The organism is Streptomyces inhibens, from assembly GCF_022221585.1.
GTDB classification, from domain to species: Bacteria; Actinomycetota; Actinomycetes; order Streptomycetales; family Streptomycetaceae; genus Streptomyces; species Streptomyces inhibens.
Genome location: NZ_CP084681.1, coordinates 6,763,928 through 6,783,145, shown reverse-complemented (window position 1 = coordinate 6,783,145; position 19,218 = coordinate 6,763,928). Strand labels below are relative to the sequence as shown.

The window sequence follows — 19,218 nt, the reverse complement described above, 5'->3', positions numbered from 1 at the left end:
AGTCGATGCGGGGGGGGGCGGATGACATGACGGACACCGCGAGGGGGCCGGGCGTCCCCGACCACCGCAGTGCCGGGCGCTATCTGTGGTGGCTGGTGGCCAGTCAGCGCGGGCGGGTCGCGGCGGGGGCGTCGTACGGGAGTCTGTGGATGACCGGGCTGATGCTGCCGCCGTATGTGCTGTCGCGGGCGATCGACGAGGGGCTCGCGCCGGGGCGGATGCCGGCGCTGATCGGCTGGACGGCGGTGCTGCTGGCCGTCGGGGTGCTGAACGCCTGGCTGGGCATCATGCGGCATCGCACGATGACCAGGATCCGGATGGACGCCACCTTCCGTACGGTGCGGGCCATCGTCGCGCACACCCTGCGGCTGGGCGCCGCGCTGCCCCGCAAGGCGACGGCCGGGGAAGTCGTCACGATCGGGATCGGCGATGTCGGCGTGATCAGCCAGACGCTGACGATGACCGGGCCGGGCGTCGGGGCGGTGCTGGCCTATGTGGTCGTCGCCGTGCTGATGCTGGCCGTCTCGCCGCTGCTCGCCGTGGTCGTGCTGCTGGGCGTACCGCTGCTCGCGGTGCTGGTCGGGCCGCTGCTGGGGCGGTTGCAGGGGGTGGAGACCCGGTACCGCGAGCGGCAGAGCGGGCTGGCGGCCCGGCTGACGGACCTGGTCGGCGGGCTGCGGGTGCTCAACGGCCTCGGCGGGAAAGAGGTGTTCGCCGACCGCTACCGGCGCGAGTCCCAGGCGCTGCGGAGCGAGGGCTACCGGGTCGGCTCGGTGACCAGCTGGATCCAGGCGCTCGGCGTCGGCCTGCCGACGCTGTTCCTGGCCGCGGTGACCTGGCTCGCGGCGCGGATGGCGGCCCAAGGGACCATCACCGTCGGCGAATTGGTTGCGGTCTACGGGTATGCGGCGGCGCTGGTGGTGCCGGTGTCGTTCTTCATCGAGGGCGGCTACGACCTCACCCGGGGGCTGGTCGCCGCCCGGCGGGTGGTGCGGTTCCTGGATCTGGATCCGGATTCCGCGGGGGGCCGGAGAACGGCGGCCGCCGCGCAGGACGCGCCCGAAGCGGCGTCCGCGCTACGGGATCCGGCCTCGGGCGTCGAGGTGGTGCCTGGGCTGCTGACCGCGCTGGCCGCCACCCGGCCGGCCGAGTCGGCGGCGGTGGTCGACCGCCTGGGACGGTTCGCGGATTCGGCGGCGACCTGGGGCGCGCTGCGCCTCGACGAGATCGCCCTGTCCCGGATCCGCGACCGGATCCTGGTCGCGGACAACGAAGCGGATCTGTTCGCCGGGACGCTGCGCGAGGTGGTCGGCGGACGCCGGGACCGCACCGAGGAGGCGATCGACCGCGCCGTCCGTGCGGCCCTGGCCGAGGACATCGTCCGCGGTCTGCCGGACGGCCTCGACTCCGTGGTCGAGGCGCAGGGCCGCAATCTCTCCGGCGGGCAGCGGCAGCGCCTCCGCCTGGTGCGGGCGCTGCTGGCCGACCCCGAGGTGCTGCTCGCGGTCGAACCGACCTCGGCGGTCGACGCGCACACCGAGGCGGGCATCGCGGCCCGGCTGCACTCCGCCCGGGCGGGCCGTACGACCGTGGTCACCAGCACCTCACCGCTGTTGCTCGACCGGGCCGACCTCGTGTACTTCCTCGTCGACGGCAAGGTCACGGCCGCCGGCAGCCATCGTGAACTCCTCGCCGGGCAGCCCGGATACCGCCGCCTGGTGTCACGCGGCGAGGACGAAACAGAGGGCGGGGCCGAAGTGGCCGTGACCGAGGAGGGCGCGCGATGACGGCGAGCACCACCCGCACCACGGGAGCCGACGATCTGCCGGACGGTGCGGCGCTGCCGGTGGCCGACCCGGCCACGACCCGTCGGGCGGCGAGGCGGCTGATCCGGCTGGACGGGCGGGCGTTCGCCCTGATGCTGGCGCTGAACGCGCTGGCGGCCGGCGCCGGCCTGGTCGGCCCGTGGCTGCTCGGCCGGATCGTGGACACGGTGCGCAACGGCGGCGGGGTACGCACGGTGGACCGGCTGGCGCTGGTCATCCTGGTGTGCGCGCTGGCGCAGCTGCTGCTGGCGCGCTACGCCCGCTATGTCGGGCACCGGTTCGGCGAGCGGACCGTGGCGCGGGTCCGCGAGCAGTACGTCGACCGGGCGCTGGCACTGCCCGCTGCGGCCGTGGAACGGGCCGGTACGGGCGATCTGACGGCCCGCGGCACGACGGATGTCACCTCGGTCGCCCGAACGCTGCGGGACGCCGCGCCGGAGGTGTTCATCGCGGCGGCGCAGGCGCTGTTCCTGCTCGGTGCGGTCGTGGTGCTCGATCCGCTGCTCGGGCTGTGCGGGCTGGGGCTGCTGAGCGGCCTGCTGGCCGTCCGGTGGTATCTGCGCCGGGCACACACCGCGTATCTGGCGGAGGGGGCGGCGACCTCGGCGCTCGCCGAGCTGCTCGCGGCCACCGCCGCGGGCGCCAGGACCGTCGAGGCGCTGGGGCTCCACGAGCGCCGGACGGCGGCGAGCGAGCGGGCGATCGAGCGGTGCCGCCGCACCCGTACCCGCACGCTGTTCCTGCGCAGCGTGCTGCTGCCCGCCGTGGAGGTCTCGTACGTCATCCCGGTGGTCGGCGTGCTGCTGGTCGGCGGGGCGCTGCACGGGCGGGACGGGATCAGCCTGGGTGTGGTCGTCTCCGCGGCGCTGTATCTGCGGCAGTTGTCCGAGCCGATGGCGACGATCCTGCTCTGGATCGAACAGTTGCAGAGCAGTGGCGCCGCCTTCGCCCGCGTCGAGGGCCTGGGCCGGACCCCCGCCGCCACGAAGGCCGTCCCGCACCAGTCCGCGGCCCCCTCCCCCGCCCTCCCCACCGACGACCGCATCGACGTCACCGCCGTCCACTACGCCTACGACAACGGGGCCGCCGGCCGCGGCCCCGACGGCGACAGCGCCCCCGACCCCGCCCCCGACCGCGATGTCCTGCACGGCGTGGACCTGACCATCCGCCCCGGGGAGCGGATAGCCCTGGTCGGTCCCTCCGGGGCCGGCAAGTCCACCCTGGGGCGTCTGCTGGCCGGAATCGACGCGCCGCGCAGTGGGTCGGTGACGGTCGGGCGGGTGCCGATCGCCGAGCTGGACCCCGAGGTGCTGCGCCGCCAGGTCGTCCTCGTCACCCAGGAGCACCATGTCTTCCTGGGCACCGTCCGCGACAATCTGCGGATCGCCGCGCCCGATGCCGATGACACCGCGCTGCGCGCCGCGCTGGCCGCCGTCGGAGCCGAGTGGGCCGAGGAGTTGCCGGCCGGCCTGGACACCGAGCTGGGTGCCGGCGGGCACCGCCCCGACGGCACCCAGTCCCAGCAACTCGCCCTGGCCCGCGTGGTGCTGGCGGATCCGCACACACTCATCCTCGACGAGGCGACGGCGCTGCTCGACCCGCGCACGGCACGGCACACGGAGCGCGCACTGGCCGCCGTGCTGAAAGGCCGTACGGTCATCGCCATCGCCCACCGTCTGCACACCGCCCATGACGCGGACCGTGTGGCCGTCATGGAGGGCGGCCGGCTGACCGAACTCGGCACCCACGACGACCTGGTGGCGACGGATGGTGCGTATGCCGCGCTCTGGCGGTCCTGGCACGGATAACGGCACGGCGGAGCCGGGTTACCCGTGAGGAAGATCACAAACCGTCCGGTTTCCGGACAGCGATTTCGCGCAACGGACGGTTTCCGGCCAATTAGTTGAGCGGACCCTGACAACAAGCCAGGTGCGGTGGGACTCTTCCCGGCAACCGCCGCACGGGCCCCCACAGCACCACGCCCCGCGGCAGGCGATTTCCACTGCACCATCCGCTCCACCAGTACGTCAGGAATCTCGCGTACGTCTCCCCCCACACGCTCCAAGTGTTCTGCCTCGCTCTGCCCGGACGGCCGCTTCGCCGCCCGGTCCCCCTCGGCCGCCGTCATGTAGCGGCCACCGCAGAAGGAGTCAGTGTGAGACGCACCCCCCATAGACGCGCCGTTGCGACCGGCGCGTTGGTCGCCGTCACGGCGATGCTGGCCGTCGGTGTTCAGGCCGGCACCGGCACGGCGGCCGCCCCGCGGCCGGGCACCGCGCATGCCACGCCCGACCCCGGCGCACTGCCGGTCAAGCTGTCCCCGTCCCAGCGTGCGGAGCTGATACGGGCAGCCGGCGCGACCACCGCCGAGACCGCGCGGGAGCTCAAGCTCGGCGCGCAGGAGAAGCTGGTCGTCAAGGACGTTTCCCGGGACGTCAACGGCACCACGCACACCCGCTACGAGCGCACCTACCAGGGACTGCCCGTCCTCGGCGGTGACCTCGTGGTGCACGAGAGCAAGAGCGGCAAGCTCAAGGGCGTGACCAAGGCCGTACGGTCCCAGCTGAAGGTCGCCACCACCACCGCGAAGGTGAAGCCGGCCACCGCCGAGGCGAAGGCCGTCAAGTCGGCCCAGGCGCTCGGCTCGAAGAAGACCGAAGCCGCCAAGGCACCGCGCAAGGTGGTCTGGGTCGCCGACGGCAAGCCGGTACTCGCGTACGAGACGGTGGTCGGCGGGCTGCAGGAAGACGGCACCCCCAACCAGCTGCACGTCATCACGGATGCCACGACCGGCGCCAAGATCTTCGAGTACCAGGGGATCGAGAACGGCGTCGGCAACAGCGAGTACAGCGGCAAGGTCACCCTCGGGACGTCGGGCTCGGCGCCGAACTTCTCGATGACCGACCCCACCCGCGGCAACCACAAGACGTACGACCTCAAGCACGGCTCGTCGGGCACCGGTTCGCTCTTCACCGACGCCGATGACACCTGGGGCGACGGCACACCGCAGAACGCCCAGACGGCGGGTGTCGACGCGGCCTACGGCGCGCAGGAGACCTGGGACTACTACAAGAACGTGCACGGCCGCAGCGGTATCCGCGGTGACGGCGTGGGCGCCTACTCGCGCGTCCACTACGGCAACAGCTATGTCAACGCGTTCTGGGACGACGGCTGCTTCTGCATGACGTACGGCGACGGCAGCGGCAACGCCGCCCCGCTGACGTCCATCGACGTGGCCGGCCACGAGATGTCGCACGGTGTCACCGCGGCCACCGCCAACCTCACCTACAGCGGTGAGTCCGGCGGCCTCAACGAGGCGACTTCGGACATCTTCGGTACGGCGGTGGAGTTCTACGCCAACAACGCCGCCGACCCCGGTGACTACCTCATCGGCGAGAAGATCGACATCAACGGTGACGGCACCCCGCTGCGCTACATGGACAAGCCGTCCAAGGACGGGGGGTCGGCGGACTACTGGTCGAGCAACGTCGGCAACAAGGACGTGCACTACTCGTCCGGTGTCGCCAACCACTTCTTCTACCTGCTGTCCGAGGGCAGCGGCCCGAAGGACATCGGCGGCGTCCACTACGACAGCCCGACCTTCGACAACCAGCCGGTCCCGGGCATCGGCCGGGCCAACGCCGAGAAGGTGTGGTTCAAGGCGCTCAGCCAGTACATGAGCGCCAACACCAACTACGCGGGCGCCCGTGACGCCACTCTGAAGGCCGCGGCCGACCTCTTCGGCCAGGGCAGCGCGTCGTACAACACGGTCGCCAACACCTGGGCGGCGGTCAACGTCGGCTCCCGTGTCCCGGACGGCGGGGTCACCGTCACCAACCCGGGCAACCAGACCAGCACCGTGGGCCAGGCGGCAAGCCTGCAGATCAAGGCCACCAGCGGTACCGCGGGCGCGCTGTCGTACGCGGCGAGCGGGCTGCCCGCCGGGCTGTCGATCAACGCGAGCACCGGTCTGGTCTCCGGTACGCCGACCACGGCCGGCACCGGCACCGTGACGGTCACGGTCACCGACGCCGCGAAGAAGACCGGTACGGCCGCCTTCACCTGGACGGTCAACCCGGCCGGCGGCGGCAATGTCTTCGAGAACGCCGACGATGTGCAGATCCCGGACGCCGGCGCGGCGGTCACCTCGCCGATCACCGTCAGCCGCAGCGGCAATGCGCCGAGCACGCTGAAGGTCGGGGTGGACATCGTGCACACCTACCGCGGTGACCTGGTCATCGACCTGATCGCCCCGGACGGTACGGCCTACCGGCTGAAGAACTCCAACGCGATGGACTCGGCGGCCAATGTGAAGACGACCTACACCGTCAACGCCTCCTCGAAGGCCGCGAGCGGTACCTGGAAGCTGCGGGTCCAGGACGTCTACGCACAGGACAGCGGTTACATCAACGGCTGGAAGCTGACGTTCTGACCCAACGGCAGCACTTCGGCGTCACCCTCGTGTGAAATAGGCGGGTCGGAAGAGCACACCGAACCACAACTGACCTGCTGGACAACCTAGTTGGGCGTCGTTCCCGGAACTCCGGGGGCGGCGCCCAGCTCCGTTATGCGAACAGCGATCACCTCCCTGCGGACGATTTTCAGCCAAGTTGTTAACACCCTCCTGACATGAACGCGTTCGAATGGCAGTCTTCCGGACGCAGTCACACCCGCATCGCTTTGCACCCCCACCACTTGGCAAAGTTGAAGGAGCACGCGTGACCCCCCACATATCCCGTAAGACCCGTGTGACCGGTACCGCCCTCGCTGCCGCGGCCCTGCTGGCCGCCGGCATCACCGCGGGTACCGCAGGCGCCTCGCCCGCACAGACCCCCACCGCGGACGGTTCGCCTCTCAAGCTCAGTGCCTCGCACCGCGCGGAACTGCTGCGTGACGCGAGCGCCGTCAAGGCGCAGACCGCCAAGGAACTCGGTCTCGGCGGACAGGAGAAGCTGGTCGTCAAGGACGTCATCAAGGACGCCGACGGCACCACGCACACCCGCTACGAGCGCACCTACGGCGGACTGCCCGTCCTGGGCGGCGACCTGATCGTGCACACCGCCAAGGGCGGCGCGATCAAGAGCACCACCAAGTCGACCGACAAGACCATCAAGGTGGCCTCCACCACGGCGAAGATCGCCCCGCAGGCCGCCGCGAAGTCGGCGCAGGGCACCGCGGCCAAGTCGCTCGCCGCGAAGAAGGCCGACGCGCAGACGCCCAAGAAGGTCGTCTGGGCCGCCTCCGGCACCCCCGTCCTCGCCTACGACACCGTCGTCAAGGGCGTCCAGAAGGACGGCACGCCCAGCCGGATGCACATCATCACGGACGCCAACAGCGGCAAGAAGCTGTTCCAGTACGACGAGATCCGCACCGGCAAGGGCGAGAGCGAGTACAGCGGCAGCGTCGAGCTGGGCACCTCCAAGGAGGGCAACGGCTTCACGCTGACCGACGGCGAGCGCGGTGGTCACAAGACCACCAACCTGGAGAACGGCGAGTCCGGCGACGGCAAGGCCTTCACGGACGACGACGACGCCTGGGGCACCGGCAAGCCCGACGACCCGCAGACCGCGGCCGTCGACGCGCACTACGGTGCGGCCGAGACCTGGGACTACTACAAGACCGTGCAGGGCCGCAGCGGCATCAAGGGCGACGGCAAGGGTGCCTCCTCGCGCGTCCACTACGGCGACAGCTACGTCAACGCCTTCTGGGACGACAGCTGCTTCTGCATGACGTACGGCGACGGCGAGGGCAACAAGAAGCCGCTCACCGCCATCGACGTCGCGGCGCACGAGATGTCGCACGGTGTCACCTCCGCCACCGCCAACCTCACCTACAGCGGTGAGTCCGGCGGCCTCAACGAGGGCACCTCGGACATCTTCGGCACCTCGGTCGAGTTCTACGCCAAGAACGACAAGGACCCGGGCGACTACCTCATCGGCGAGAAGATCGACATCAACGGTGACGGCACCCCGCTGCGCTACATGGACAAGCCCAGCAAGGACGGCCAGTCGCAGGACAACTGGGACTCCAACACCGGGGGCCTGGACCCGCACTACTCCTCGGGCGTCGCCAACCACTTCTTCTACCTGCTGTCCGAGGGCAGCGGCGCGAAGGAGATCAACGGCGTCAAGTACGACAGCCCGACGGCGGACGGCTCCAAGGTCGAGGGCATCGGCCGGGACAAGGCCGAGAAGATCTGGTTCAAGGCCCTGACCGCGTACATGACCTCGAACACGGACTACAAGGCCGCGCGCGAGGCGACCGTCAAGGCCGCCACCGACCTCTACGGCAAGGACAGCGCCGAGGTCAAGGGCGTCGAGGCCGCCTGGACCGGTGTCGCCGTCAAGTGACGCGATGCGCAGGAACGCGCTGATCGTCCCGGGGTAACGTGAACCCGGAGCGGGCGGTGTCCGGAGACCCTCCGGACACCGCCTTCGCGTGTAACGGGGGTTCCGGATGAGCCGAATGACCAGAGTGCTGCTGGCCGACGACGAGACGATGATGCGGGCCGGTGTGCGCGCGATTCTCGGCGCCGCGCCCGATATCGAGGTCGTCGCGGAGGCCGCCGACGGCCGCGAGGCCCTCGACCTGGCCCTGCGTCACCGGCCCGATGTCTGCCTGCTGGACGTCCGTATGCCGCACCTGGACGGCCTCGGCGCCGCCGCCGAACTGGCCAAGGCGCTGCCCGAGACCGCCGTGGTGATGCTGACGACGTTCTCCGAGGACGAGTACATCGCCGGCGCCCTCGGCTCGGGCGCCGCCGGCTTTCTGCTCAAGTCCGGGGATCCACGGGAGCTGATCGCCGGAGTGCGGGCCGTCGCCGAGGGCGGCGCCTGCCTCTCGCCGTCCGTCGCCCGGCGCGTCATCTCCCGCCTGGGGGACGGGCAGTTGGGCCGGGGCGCGGCCGCCCGCGCCCGGGTCGCCGAGCTGACCGGCCGCGAACGCGAGGTGCTCGGCCTGGTCGGCGCCGGGCTGTCGAACGCGGAGATCGGCCGGCGGCTGTTCCTGGTCGAAGGCACCGTCAAGGCGTATGTCAGCGCGATCCTCGCCCGTCTCGGCGTCAAGAACCGCGTCCAGGCGGCGATCCTCGCGTACGAGGCGGGCCTGGTTCCGGCCTCATGACGCCCCGGCGGCGCCCGGACGCGCGGCGGCTGCGCGCACTGCTCCCCGGGTTCGCGCTCTGGCTGACGCTGTGCACCCCGCCCGCCTGGACGCTCGACGCCCCCTCGGGCCTCCAGCGATGGGCGACGCTGGCCGGTTTTCCTCTGCTCGGTCTGTCCGTGCTGCTGCGCAGGTCCTGGCCACTGGTGTCGGTGGCGATCCCGCTCGCGACGAGCCTGGTGCTCTCGGTGCAGCTGTTCACCGCCGCGTACTGCCTCGCCCTGGCCGTGCTCGGCTATCTCGCCGGTGTCCGGATGGTGCGCGCCCGCCCCGCGCTGTGGTTCTTCGCCGGGATCGCGGCGGCCGGTGTACCGCTGTGCGCGGTCGTCAGCCGCAGTCTGTGGCCCTGGTTCAACTTCTTGATGGCGCTGCTGCTCAATGTGGTGCTGCCATGGCTGCTGGGCCGCTATCGCCGCCAGTACGGCGAGCTCGTCCGCACCGGCTGGCAGCTCGCCGAGCGCATGGAGCTCGAACAGCAGGCGGTCGCCGACCGTACCCGGCTGCGCGAACGCGCCAGAATCGCCGGCGATATGCATGACTCCCTCGGCCATGACCTGGCGCTGCTCGCGCTGCGGGCCGGGGCGCTGGAGGTCGATCCCGGGCTGGACGCGGACCGCCGGGCGGCGGCCGGGGAGCTGCGCGAGGCGGCCGGCGCGGCGACCGAACGGCTGCGGGAGATCATCGGCGTCCTGCGCACGGACGATGAGAGTGCGCCCCGGGTGCCGGCGGACGAGAGCGTGGAGCGGCTGGTGGAGCGCGCGCGGGCGTCGGGGATGACGGTGACGCTGGAGCGGGTGGACGAGGAGGCCCGCGGCTCCGGCGAGGCGCCGGGCGGCGACCCCGTGGCCGCGCTGCCGCCCATGACCGGCCACGCCCTGCACCGTGTCGTCCAGGAATGCCTGACCAACGCCGCCAAGCACGCACCGGGCGCCGCCGTCCACCTCCGGCTCGTCCGGGCCGCCGGGCAGCTGCACCTCACCGTGGCCAACGGTCCCCGCCCGGCCGGTCCCGCGCCGGATCCGGTCTCCGGCGGCAGCGGGCTGGTGGGCCTGGACGAGCGGGTACGGCTGGCGGGCGGGACGCTGCACAGCGGCCGGACGCCGGTGGGCGGCTTCGCGGTCACGGCCCGGCTGCCGCTGACCGGCGGGCCGGTCACCCAGGCCGGGGCGCCCGAACCGACCGCCGCCGCACGGAAGTTGGCGCAGGCCCGCCGTCAGGTACGGCGCCGGCTGCGCCAGACGGTGGCCGTCCCGCTCGCGGCGACCGCCGCCCTGTTGCTCCTGATGGCCGTCTTTGCGCTGGTCAGCTCCCCGTGGACGGTGCTGGAGCGGGCGGACTACGACCGTCTGCGGATCGGTATGCCGCGCGCGCAGGTGGCCGACGTGGTGCCGTTCTTCTCCCTGGACTCCCCGCCGGACGGCACCCCGCCACCCCCGCACGGCTGGTCCTGTGCGTACTACAGCGTCCACCCGGACACCGTCTCCGCCTACGAGCTCTGCTTCGCCGACGACCGACTGGTCGGACGAGGCGTCGTCCACCGCCGGGACCGCTAGGGCGATCCGACATCCCCAACTCGCTTACCGTGCAGGTGAGTCGACGGATTCATCCGGGCCCGGAACCCTGCCCTACCGCCGCGTCCGCCGATATGGCTGATTCCACCCCCTCATGCGCTCTTGTACCTACTCCCTCCTGGGGGGAGGCTGCGGTGTGGCGTCGATGGGCCCCGGCGCGACACCGGACATCCGCACACCGCAACTCCGCTGTGATCACACCGAGTTGAGGAGGCGAACGCCGACCGTGTCAGCGCAGCTCCGCAGCCGCCCGCGAGCGGGCAGGGGTATGTCCACCGGGTCACGTCGCGCCCTTGGTTACGTACCAGTAGTTCACATTCCGCCGGATTTCCCGGCCGTCGTCCGCGGGAAGGCTCACCGGGTACGCCGTTCCCCCCTCGCGACGCACCGACGACGCAGCACACATTCCGCCGAGGGCGCTCCCGACCACCGGCCGGCGCAGCATCGACTCGGCCGGCCGTGTCATCCGCCAGCCGAGTGAAAGCGGACACGAGCGCCCATGCCCGCACCCGGTCCTCCTACCGTGGAGCGGATACAAAGGACAAAACCCCGCAAAGCATCACAAGCCCAGGTGAGCCCATGATCGGTCGCATCCCTGTTCTGGACATCCGCCCGCAGATCGATTGCGGCCGCCGCCCGGCGAAGGCCGTGGTGGGTGAGACCTTCGAGGTCTCGGCCACCGTCTTCCGAGAAGGGCATGACGCGGTCGCGGCCAATGTGGTGCTGCGCAACCCCGCCGGCCGCTGCGGCCCCTGGACCCCGATGCAGGAGCGGGCGCCCGGTACCGACCGGTGGAGCACCGAGGTCACCCCGGACATCGAGGGCCGCTGGACCTTCACCGTCGAGGCCTGGTCCGATCCGCTCGCCACCTGGCGCAAGCACGCCTCGATCAAGATCCCGGCGGGCATCGACAGCGAGCTGATGCTCGCCGAGGGCGCCGAACTCCATGAGCGGGCGGCCGCCGATGTCCCCAAGAGCGACGGCCGGGAGTCGGTGCTCAGCGCCGTGGACGCGCTGCGCAACCCAAAACTCCCCGCCGCCACCCGGCTCGCCGCGGCGCTCTCCCCCCAGGTCATCGAGGCACTGGAGCGCCATCCGCTGCGCGAACTGCTCACCGTCTCGCGCCCGATGCCGCTGGTCGTCGAGCGCCGCCGGGCCCTGTACGGCTCGTGGTACGAACTCTTCCCGCGCTCCGAGGGCGCCTTCGTCGCACCGGACGGTACGGCCGTCAGCGGCACCCTGCGCACCGCCGCCGAGCGACTGCCGGCCGTCGCCGCCATGGGCTTCGACGTGGTCTATCTCCCGCCCGTCCACCCCATCGGCACCGCCTTCCGCAAGGGCCCCAACAATGCGCTGTCCGCCGGCCCGGACGATGTCGGCTCCCCCTGGGCCATCGGTTCGGCAGCCGGCGGCCATGACGCCCTCCACCCGGACCTGGGCACCTTCGAGGACTTCGAGCACTTCGTACGGACCGCCCGCGATCTGCGGATGGAGGTGGCGCTGGACTTCGCGCTGCAGTGCTCGCCCGACCACCCCTGGGTCACCCTGCACCCCCAGTGGTTCCACCACCGCACCGACGGCTCGATCGCCTACGCCGAGAATCCGCCGAAGAAGTACCAGGACATCTACCCCCTCGCCTTCGACACCGACTTCCGCGGGCTGGTACGCGAGACCGAGCGGCTGCTGCACTTCTGGATGGCCAAGGGCGTACGGATCTTCCGCGTGGACAATCCGCACACCAAACCGGTGGCGTTCTGGGAAAAGGTGATCGGCGACATCAACCGCACCGATCCCGACGTGCTCTTTCTCGCCGAGGCCTTCACCCGGCCCGCGATGCTGCACACCCTCGCCCAGATCGGCTTCCACCAGTCGTACACCTACTTCACCTGGCGTAACACCAAGCGGGAGCTGACCGACTACCTCACCGAGCTGTCCGGCGAGAGCGCCTCCTACCTGCGGCCCAACTTCTTTGTGAACACCCCGGACATCCTGCACGCCTACCTCCAGGAGGGCGGCCGCCCGGCCTTCGAGATCCGCGCCGTGCTGGCCGCCACCCTCTCCCCCACCTGGGGCGTCTACGCCGGATATGAGCTCTGCGAGTCGACGCCGGTACGCCGCGGCAGCGAGGAGTACCTCGACTCGGAGAAGTACCAACTCAAGCCGCGCGACTGGGATGCGGCGGCCAGAGAGGGGCGCACCATCGCCCCGCTGATCACCGCGCTCAACCGCATCCGCCGCCGGCACCCTGCCCTGCAACAGCTGCGCAATCTGCAGTTCCACCGGGTCGACAACGACGCCGTACTCGCCTTCTCCAAGCGCGCGGGTCACGGCGACGCGGCCGACACGGTGCTCACGGTGGTCAACCTCGACCCGCACCACACCCACGAGGCGACGGTGTCGTTGGACATGCCGGAACTCGGCCTCGGCCGGCACGAGTCCTTCCCGGTGCGCGACGAGCTCACCGGCGATACCTACCACTGGGGCAGGGACAACTATGTGCGCCTTGAGCCGGGCCGCTCTCTCGCGCCCGCTCATGTGCTGTCGCTGCGACCGTCCTCACCGATCGGAGGGTCACCCAATTGATCGTCAATGAGCCAGTCCCCGACACGTTCGAGGACACCCCGGCGAAGGACCGCGATCCCGACTGGTTCAAACGGGCCGTCTTCTACGAAGTCCTGGTGCGCTCCTTCCAGGACAGCAATGGCGACGGCATCGGCGACCTCAAGGGCATCACGGCCAAGCTCGACTATCTGCAGTGGCTGGGGGTGGACTGCCTCTGGCTGCCGCCGTTCTTCAAATCCCCGCTGCGGGACGGCGGTTACGATGTCGCCGACTACACCGCGGTGCTCCCCGATTTCGGCGATCTGGCCGACTTCGTGGAATTCGTGGACGCCGCGCACCACCGCGGAATGCGGGTCATCATCGACATGGTGATGAACCACACCAGTGACCAGCACCCGTGGTTCCAGGAATCGCGCAACGATCCCGAAGGGCCGTACGGCGACTATTACGTCTGGGCCGACGACGACAAGCAGTACGCCGACGCCCGGATCATCTTCGTCGACACCGAAGCCTCCAACTGGACCTTCGACCCGGTCCGCAAGCAGTACTACTGGCACCGCTTCTTCTCCCACCAGCCGGATCTCAACTACGAGAACCCGGCGGTCCAGGAGGAGATGATCTCCGCCCTGCGGTTCTGGCTCGACCTGGGGATCGACGGCTTCCGGCTGGACGCGGTGCCGTATCTCTACGTGGAGGAGGGCACCAACTGCGAGAATCTGCCCGCCTCGCACGCCTTCCTCAAGCGGGTCCGCGCGGAAATCGACGCGCACTACCCGGACACCGTCCTGCTGGCCGAAGCCAATCAATGGCCCGAGGATGTCGTCGACTACTTCGGCGATTACGGTGTCGGCGGCGACGAATGCCATATGGCCTTCCACTTCCCGGTCATGCCGCGCATCTTCATGGCGGTACGCCGCGAATCGCGCTACCCGGTATCGGAAATCCTCGCCAAGACCCCGGCGATCCCCTCCGGCTGCCAGTGGGGCATCTTCCTGCGTAACCACGACGAGCTGACCCTCGAAATGGTCACGGACGAAGAACGCGACTACATGTACGCGGAGTACGCCAAGGACCCGCGGATGCGCGCCAATATCGGCATCCGCCGACGGCTGGCCCCGCTGCTCGACAACGACCGCAATCAGATCGAACTGTTCACGGCCCTGCTGCTGTCGCTGCCCGGCTCGCCGATTCTTTACTACGGCGACGAGATCGGCATGGGCGACAACATCTGGCTCGGCGACCGTGACGCGGTGCGTACCCCGATGCAGTGGACGCCGGACCGCAACGCCGGTTTCTCCTCCTGCGACCCGGGCCGGCTCTTCCTGCCGACCATCATGGATCCCGTCTACGGCTACCAGGTCACCAACGTCGAGGCCGCGATGAGTTCGCCCTCCTCGCTGCTGCACTGGACCCGCCGGATGATCGAGATCCGTAAGCAGAACCCGGCGTTCGGGCTCGGCAGCTACACCGAGCTCTCGTCCACCAACCCGGCGGTGCTGGCCTTCCTGCGGGAGTCGCCGGGCACCGGTGGCGCGGACGACGACCTGGTGCTGTGTGTGCACAACTTCTCGCGCTTCGCACAGCCGACGGAGCTGGATCTGCGGGCGTTCAGCGGCCGCCATCCGGTGGAACTCATCGGCGGCGTCCGCTTCCCGGCCATCGGGGAACTGCCGTATCTGCTGACCCTGGCGGGCCACGGGTTCTACTGGTTCCGGCTGCGCAAGAACGCGGGAAAAGCAGCCTAGCGCCGGTGCCCTGACCGGGCACGGGCGCCGAGGACACCGCCCGTACGCGGCCGCATGGCGCGTACGGGCGTTTTTTGACCTTTCGTTCGGGCAGTCTCCCTACTACCGCACGGGCCGGGTGAGCCCTCGTCGGTCCCCGGCTCGGGAGGGGGACCGCCGCGCAGCGGAAGCGCACACGCCGAAACACCGCTGCCGTACGGACGGTCTCGCCCGGCGCTCTTGCCGGAGTACGTCCGGGGGGGACCCCCACAGCGCCTCCGTCCGGGGGTACCGCCACCGCGCCACCGCACTGTGAAGGCCGCATTCCGGGACACTTTGCCCTACCTGTCGTGTGCCCGGGGAAAGGACGCGACGCCATGTCGGACACCGCCCCGACCCGTGCCACCCGAAACAGCCCTGACCGCCGCCCGCTCGTCACCGCACCCGATCTGCTGTCCTCCCTGGCACCCCTGCTCGCCGAATGGGTGCCACGCCAGCGCTGGTTCGCCGGCAAGGGACGGCTGCTCACCGGCTTCACGCTGCTCTCGGCCACCGAACTGCTGCCGTGCACCGCCGACGGCAGCGCACCGGGCCTGCTGCAACTGCTCGTGCGCGCCCAGCAGAGCGCGCCACCGACCCGTACCCCGGCCGGCGGCGACCGCTACCAACTCCTGCTGGGGGTGCACCCGGCGCTGTCGCCGCAGCTGGCGCCCGCGGTGATCGGCCGCCCGGCCGGCGGCCCGCTGCGTGGCCGCACGGTCTATGACGCCCTGCTCGACAACCGGCTGTGCGGGCTGCTGCTGGAGCGGCTGCGGGTACCGGGACGGCTCGGCGCGCTGCGCTTCTGCCGGGAATCCGACGTGGACATCCCCTCCGGGCTGCCTGCCCGGCCGATCGCCGTCGAGCAGTCCAACTCCTCGATCGTCTTTGGAGATTCGTTCATTCTGAAGGTCTTCCGGCGGATCGAACCGGGCATCAACCCGGATCTGGAGCTGCCGCGGGCGCTGGCGGACGCCAAGTGCGCGCGGGTGCCGGCGCCCGCCGCGTGGTTCGAGTCGGCGACCACCGAGGCGAACGGCGAGGCGACGACGCTGGGCGTGCTCCAGCCCTTCCTGCCGGGATCGGCGGACGGCTGGCAGCTGGCGCTCAATGCGCTGGCCGTACGCGCCGACTTCACCGGCTCGGCCCGGGCGCTCGGCCATGCCACCGCCGAGGTGCACACCGCACTCGCCCAGACGCTGCCGACCACCGAGCTGCGCCGCCCGCAGCTCAATGTGATCGCCGCCCAGATGAACGAGCGGCTGGAGGCCACCGCCCGTGCCGTGCCCGTACTGCAGCCCTACCGCGCCCGGCTGCGCACCGCCTTCGACGCGCTCGCCGCCATGGGCCACGACGGCCGCAGCTGGGCGGCCCAGCGCATCCACGGCGATCTGCACCTGGGCCAGACGCTGCGCTCCGCCGACGAGGGCCGCTGGTCACTGATCGACTTCGAGGGCGAACCGGCCCGTCCGCTGGCCGAACGGCGCCGCCCGCAGCCGGCGGTGCGCGATGTCGCGGCGATGCTGCGCTCCTTCGACTATGCCGCGCGCAGCGGGCCGGCCGGTGCCGACCCCTGGGCGCTGGAGTGGGCGCGGCGCACCCGCGCCGCCTTCTGCCGGGGATACGCCGAGGCCGGCGGGCTCGATCCGCGCTCCGCACCCGAACTGATGCGCGCCTACGAGACCGACAAGGCCGTCTACGAGGTGCTCTACGAGGCCCGGCACCGGCCGGACTGGCTGGCCGTCCCGATGGCCGCCATCCGTCGGCTGGCGGCGGGCGGGGAGCGGGCCGTGGAGGTGGACGGGGCCGGCCCGTCCCGGACCGACGGCCGGGGGTGAGGGCGCCGCAGACGATCCGCCACACCGCCGCCCGTACGACTCCCAGTGATCCGACCGACACCCCGCCCCCTAGGAGGCACTTCTCGTGACCGCCCGTCCGCCGTCCCGCCGCACCACTCCCGACACCGTCGCTCCCGGCGACCCCGCGTCCGCCTCGCGACCGCCCGCTCCCCGGGAGGCGGCCGCGGCACCCGACGGGGCGGCCGAGCCCGCGGCCCCGTCCCCCACGGCGAGGCCGCGGCCCGGGGGCCACGGGGTCCGGGCCGCCACCCCGCTGTCCGACGAGGACCGCGGCCGGCTGCTGGGCGGCGCCCACCACGACCCGCACGGGCTGCTCGGCGCGCATCCCGTGCGCGGCGGGCTGCTCATCCGGGTGCTGCGGCCGTGTGCGCAGGGCGTCACCGTCCTGGCGCCGGGGCTCCGCGCCGACCTGCACCCCGAGGGCGACGGGCTGTTCGCCGGGATCCTGCCGCTGCACACCGTCCCGGACTACGAGCTGCTGGTCGACCACGGCACGTCCACCGTGACCGTGCGGGACCCCTATCGCTTTCTGCCCGCGCTCGGCGAGATGGATCTGCATCTGTTCGCCGAGGGTCGCCACGAGCAGCTGTGGCAGGCGCTCGGCGCACGGACCATGGACCACCAGGGGGTGACCGGCACCCGTTTCACGCTCTGGGCGCCCAACGCGCAGGGCGTCCGGGTCGTCGGCAACTTCAACTGCTGGGACGGCACCGGCCACCCGATGCGCTCGCTGGGCTCCTCCGGCGTCTGGGAGCTCTTCCTCCCGGGCATCGGCGAGGGCGAGCTGTACAAGTTCGAGATCACCCGGCCGGACGGCTCCAGGACCGTACGCGCCGACCCGATGGCCCGGCGGACCGAGTGCCCGCCCGCCACCGCCTCGATCGTGGACGCGTCGCACCACCGCTGGCAGGACGACGGCTGGATGGCCCGGCGCGGTGAGCGTCCGGTGCACGAGGCGCCGTTCTCCGTCTACGAGGTACACCTCGCCTCCTGGCGCCCCGGTCTCACCTATCGCCAGCTGGCCGCTCAACTCCCGTCCTACGTCAAGGACCTGGGCTTCACCCACGTCGAGTTCATGCCGGTCTCCGAGCATCCCTTCGGCGGCTCCTGGGGCTATCAGGTCACCGGGTTCTACGCGCCCACCGCCAGGATGGGCACCCCGGACGACTTCAGGTTCCTGATCGATGCGCTGCACCGGGCCGGCATCGGGGTGCTGATGGACTGGGTCCCCGCGCACTTCCCGCGCGACGACTGGGCACTGGCGGAGTTCGACGGCCGCCCGCTGTACGAGCACCAGGACCCGGCACGGGCCGCGCACCCGGACTGGGGCACCCTGGAATTCGACTACGGCCGCACCGAGGTGCGTAACTTCCTGGTCGCCAACGCCGTGTACTGGTGCGCGGAGTTCCATATCGACGGGCTGCGCGTGGACGCGGTCGCCTCGATGCTCTATCTCGACTACTCGCGCGAGGACGGCGGCTGGACCCCGAACGTCAACGGCGGACGGGAGAACCTCGACGCGGTCGCCTTCCTCCAGGAGATGAATGCGACGGTCTACCGCCGCTGCCCCGGTGTCGTCACCATCGCCGAGGAGTCCACGGCGTGGGACGGTGTCACCCGCGCCACGCATCACGTCGGGCCCGGCGGCTTCGGCGGTCTGGGCTTCGGGCTGAAGTGGAACATGGGCTGGATGCACGACTCCCTCGGCTATGTGTCCAAGGAGCCGGTGCACCGTAAGTACCACCACGGTGAGATGACCTTCTCCATGATCTACGCCTACTCCGAGAACTATGTGCTGCCGATCTCGCACGACGAGGTCGTGCACGGCAAGCGCGCGCTGGTGTCGAAGATGCCCGGTGACTGGTGGCAGCAGCGCGCCAACCACCGGGCGTACCTCGGTTTCATGTGGGCCCACCCCGGCAAGCAACTCCTCTTCATGGGGCAGGAGTTCGCCCAGGGCGCGGAGTGGGCGGAGAGCCATGGGCCGGACTGGTGGCTGCTCGACCCGTCCTACGAGGCCGAGCCGGACCACCGGGGCGTACGCGATCTCGTACGCGAGCTGAACCGCCGTTACGCCGCCACGCCCGCGCTGTGGGAACGCGACACCGATCCGGCCGGCTTCTCCTGGATCGACGGCGATGCGAGCGAGGACAATGTCTTCTCCTTCCTGCGCTTCGCCGCCGACGGCTTCCCCCTGATCGCGGTCACCAACTTCTCCCCCGTCGTACGCCATGCCTACCGGCTGGGCGTCCCCGACCACGTCCCCGCCTGGCGCGAGATCCTCAACACCGACGATCCGCGCTATGGCGGCAGCGGCGTCGCCAACCCCGACCTCCTCAAGACCGAACCGACCCCCTGGAACGGACGCGCCGCCTCCCTCGCCCTCGTCCTCCCGCCGCTGGCCACCCTCTGGCTGCGACCGGCCTGAGCCCTTACGGCGCGTGCTTGTCGGATCCTGCTCCGTCCGCCGCGGCAT

General features: G+C 70.9%; 10 protein-coding genes. All 10 read left to right on the top strand.

Translation table 11 applies throughout. The annotated features are described in order from the left end of the window. Window positions 1–26: 26 nt before the first annotated feature. The 10 genes from KI385_RS30795 to glgB all read left to right on the top strand — a co-directional run bounded on the left by KI385_RS30795 (window position 27) and on the right by glgB (window position 19,170). The gene (locus KI385_RS30795) at window positions 27–1,787 is read left to right on the top strand and encodes an ABC transporter transmembrane domain-containing protein (protein WP_238575368.1); all 1,761 of its coding nucleotides are present in this window, start codon (window positions 27–29) and stop codon (window positions 1,785–1,787) included. Further along, window positions 1,784–3,634 carry an ABC transporter ATP-binding protein gene (locus KI385_RS30790; protein WP_238575367.1) on the top strand — a complete coding sequence of 617 codons (1,851 nt, stop codon included), beginning with the start codon at window positions 1,784–1,786 and terminating at the stop codon, window positions 3,632–3,634. The genes KI385_RS30795 and KI385_RS30790 overlap by 4 nt, the downstream gene beginning before the upstream one ends. Window positions 3,635–3,981: 347 nt before the next feature. Further along, on the top strand, window positions 3,982–6,258 hold the full coding sequence (locus KI385_RS30785; protein WP_238575366.1) for a M4 family metallopeptidase: 2,277 nt from the start codon (window positions 3,982–3,984) through the stop codon (window positions 6,256–6,258). A gap of 286 nt (window positions 6,259–6,544) precedes the next feature. Next, a complete protein-coding gene (locus tag KI385_RS30780) occupies window positions 6,545–8,176 on the top strand; it encodes a M4 family metallopeptidase (RefSeq protein WP_238575365.1) in 1,632 nt (543 codons plus the stop codon). Window positions 8,177–8,291: 115 nt separating this feature from the next. Next, window positions 8,292–8,948, top strand: coding sequence for a response regulator transcription factor (locus KI385_RS30775; RefSeq protein ID WP_238577931.1), 657 nt, complete (start codon window positions 8,292–8,294; stop codon window positions 8,946–8,948). Continuing rightward, complete coding sequence (locus KI385_RS30770) at window positions 8,945–10,540, top strand: sensor histidine kinase (RefSeq protein WP_238575364.1); 1,596 nt, start codon at window positions 8,945–8,947, stop codon at window positions 10,538–10,540. The genes KI385_RS30775 and KI385_RS30770 overlap by 4 nt, the downstream gene beginning before the upstream one ends. 597 nt (window positions 10,541–11,137) lie before the next feature. Next, window positions 11,138–13,141 carry an alpha-1,4-glucan--maltose-1-phosphate maltosyltransferase gene (locus KI385_RS30765; RefSeq protein WP_238575363.1) on the top strand — a complete coding sequence of 668 codons (2,004 nt, stop codon included), beginning with the start codon at window positions 11,138–11,140 and terminating at the stop codon, window positions 13,139–13,141. Beyond that, window positions 13,138–14,865: a maltose alpha-D-glucosyltransferase gene (gene treS, locus KI385_RS30760; protein WP_128504098.1), complete on the top strand. Its 1,728-nt coding sequence runs from the start codon at window positions 13,138–13,140 to the stop codon at window positions 14,863–14,865. Before KI385_RS30765 ends, treS begins: the two co-directional genes overlap by 4 nt. A 356-nt stretch (window positions 14,866–15,221) precedes the next feature. After that, a complete protein-coding gene (locus tag KI385_RS30755) occupies window positions 15,222–16,721 on the top strand; it encodes a maltokinase N-terminal cap-like domain-containing protein (protein ID WP_238575362.1) in 1,500 nt (499 codons plus the stop codon). An 85-nt stretch (window positions 16,722–16,806) separates the two neighbouring features. Beyond that, window positions 16,807–19,170, top strand: coding sequence for a 1,4-alpha-glucan branching enzyme (gene glgB, locus KI385_RS30750; protein ID WP_425356983.1), 2,364 nt, complete (start codon window positions 16,807–16,809; stop codon window positions 19,168–19,170). Window positions 19,171–19,218: the final 48 nt, after the last annotated feature.

Coding starts and splice junctions, on each gene's coding strand:
- KI385_RS30795 (WP_238575368.1), top strand. CDS start 27: ATGACGGACACCGCGAGGGGGCCGGGCGTCCCCGACCACCGCAGTGCC.
- KI385_RS30790 (WP_238575367.1), top strand. CDS start 1,784: ATGACGGCGAGCACCACCCGCACCACGGGAGCCGACGATCTGCCGGAC.
- KI385_RS30775 (WP_238577931.1), top strand. CDS start 8,292: ATGACCAGAGTGCTGCTGGCCGACGACGAGACGATGATGCGGGCCGGT.
- KI385_RS30770 (WP_238575364.1), top strand. CDS start 8,945: ATGACGCCCCGGCGGCGCCCGGACGCGCGGCGGCTGCGCGCACTGCTC.
- KI385_RS30765 (WP_238575363.1), top strand. CDS start 11,138: ATGATCGGTCGCATCCCTGTTCTGGACATCCGCCCGCAGATCGATTGC.
- KI385_RS30755 (WP_238575362.1), top strand. CDS start 15,222: ATGTCGGACACCGCCCCGACCCGTGCCACCCGAAACAGCCCTGACCGC.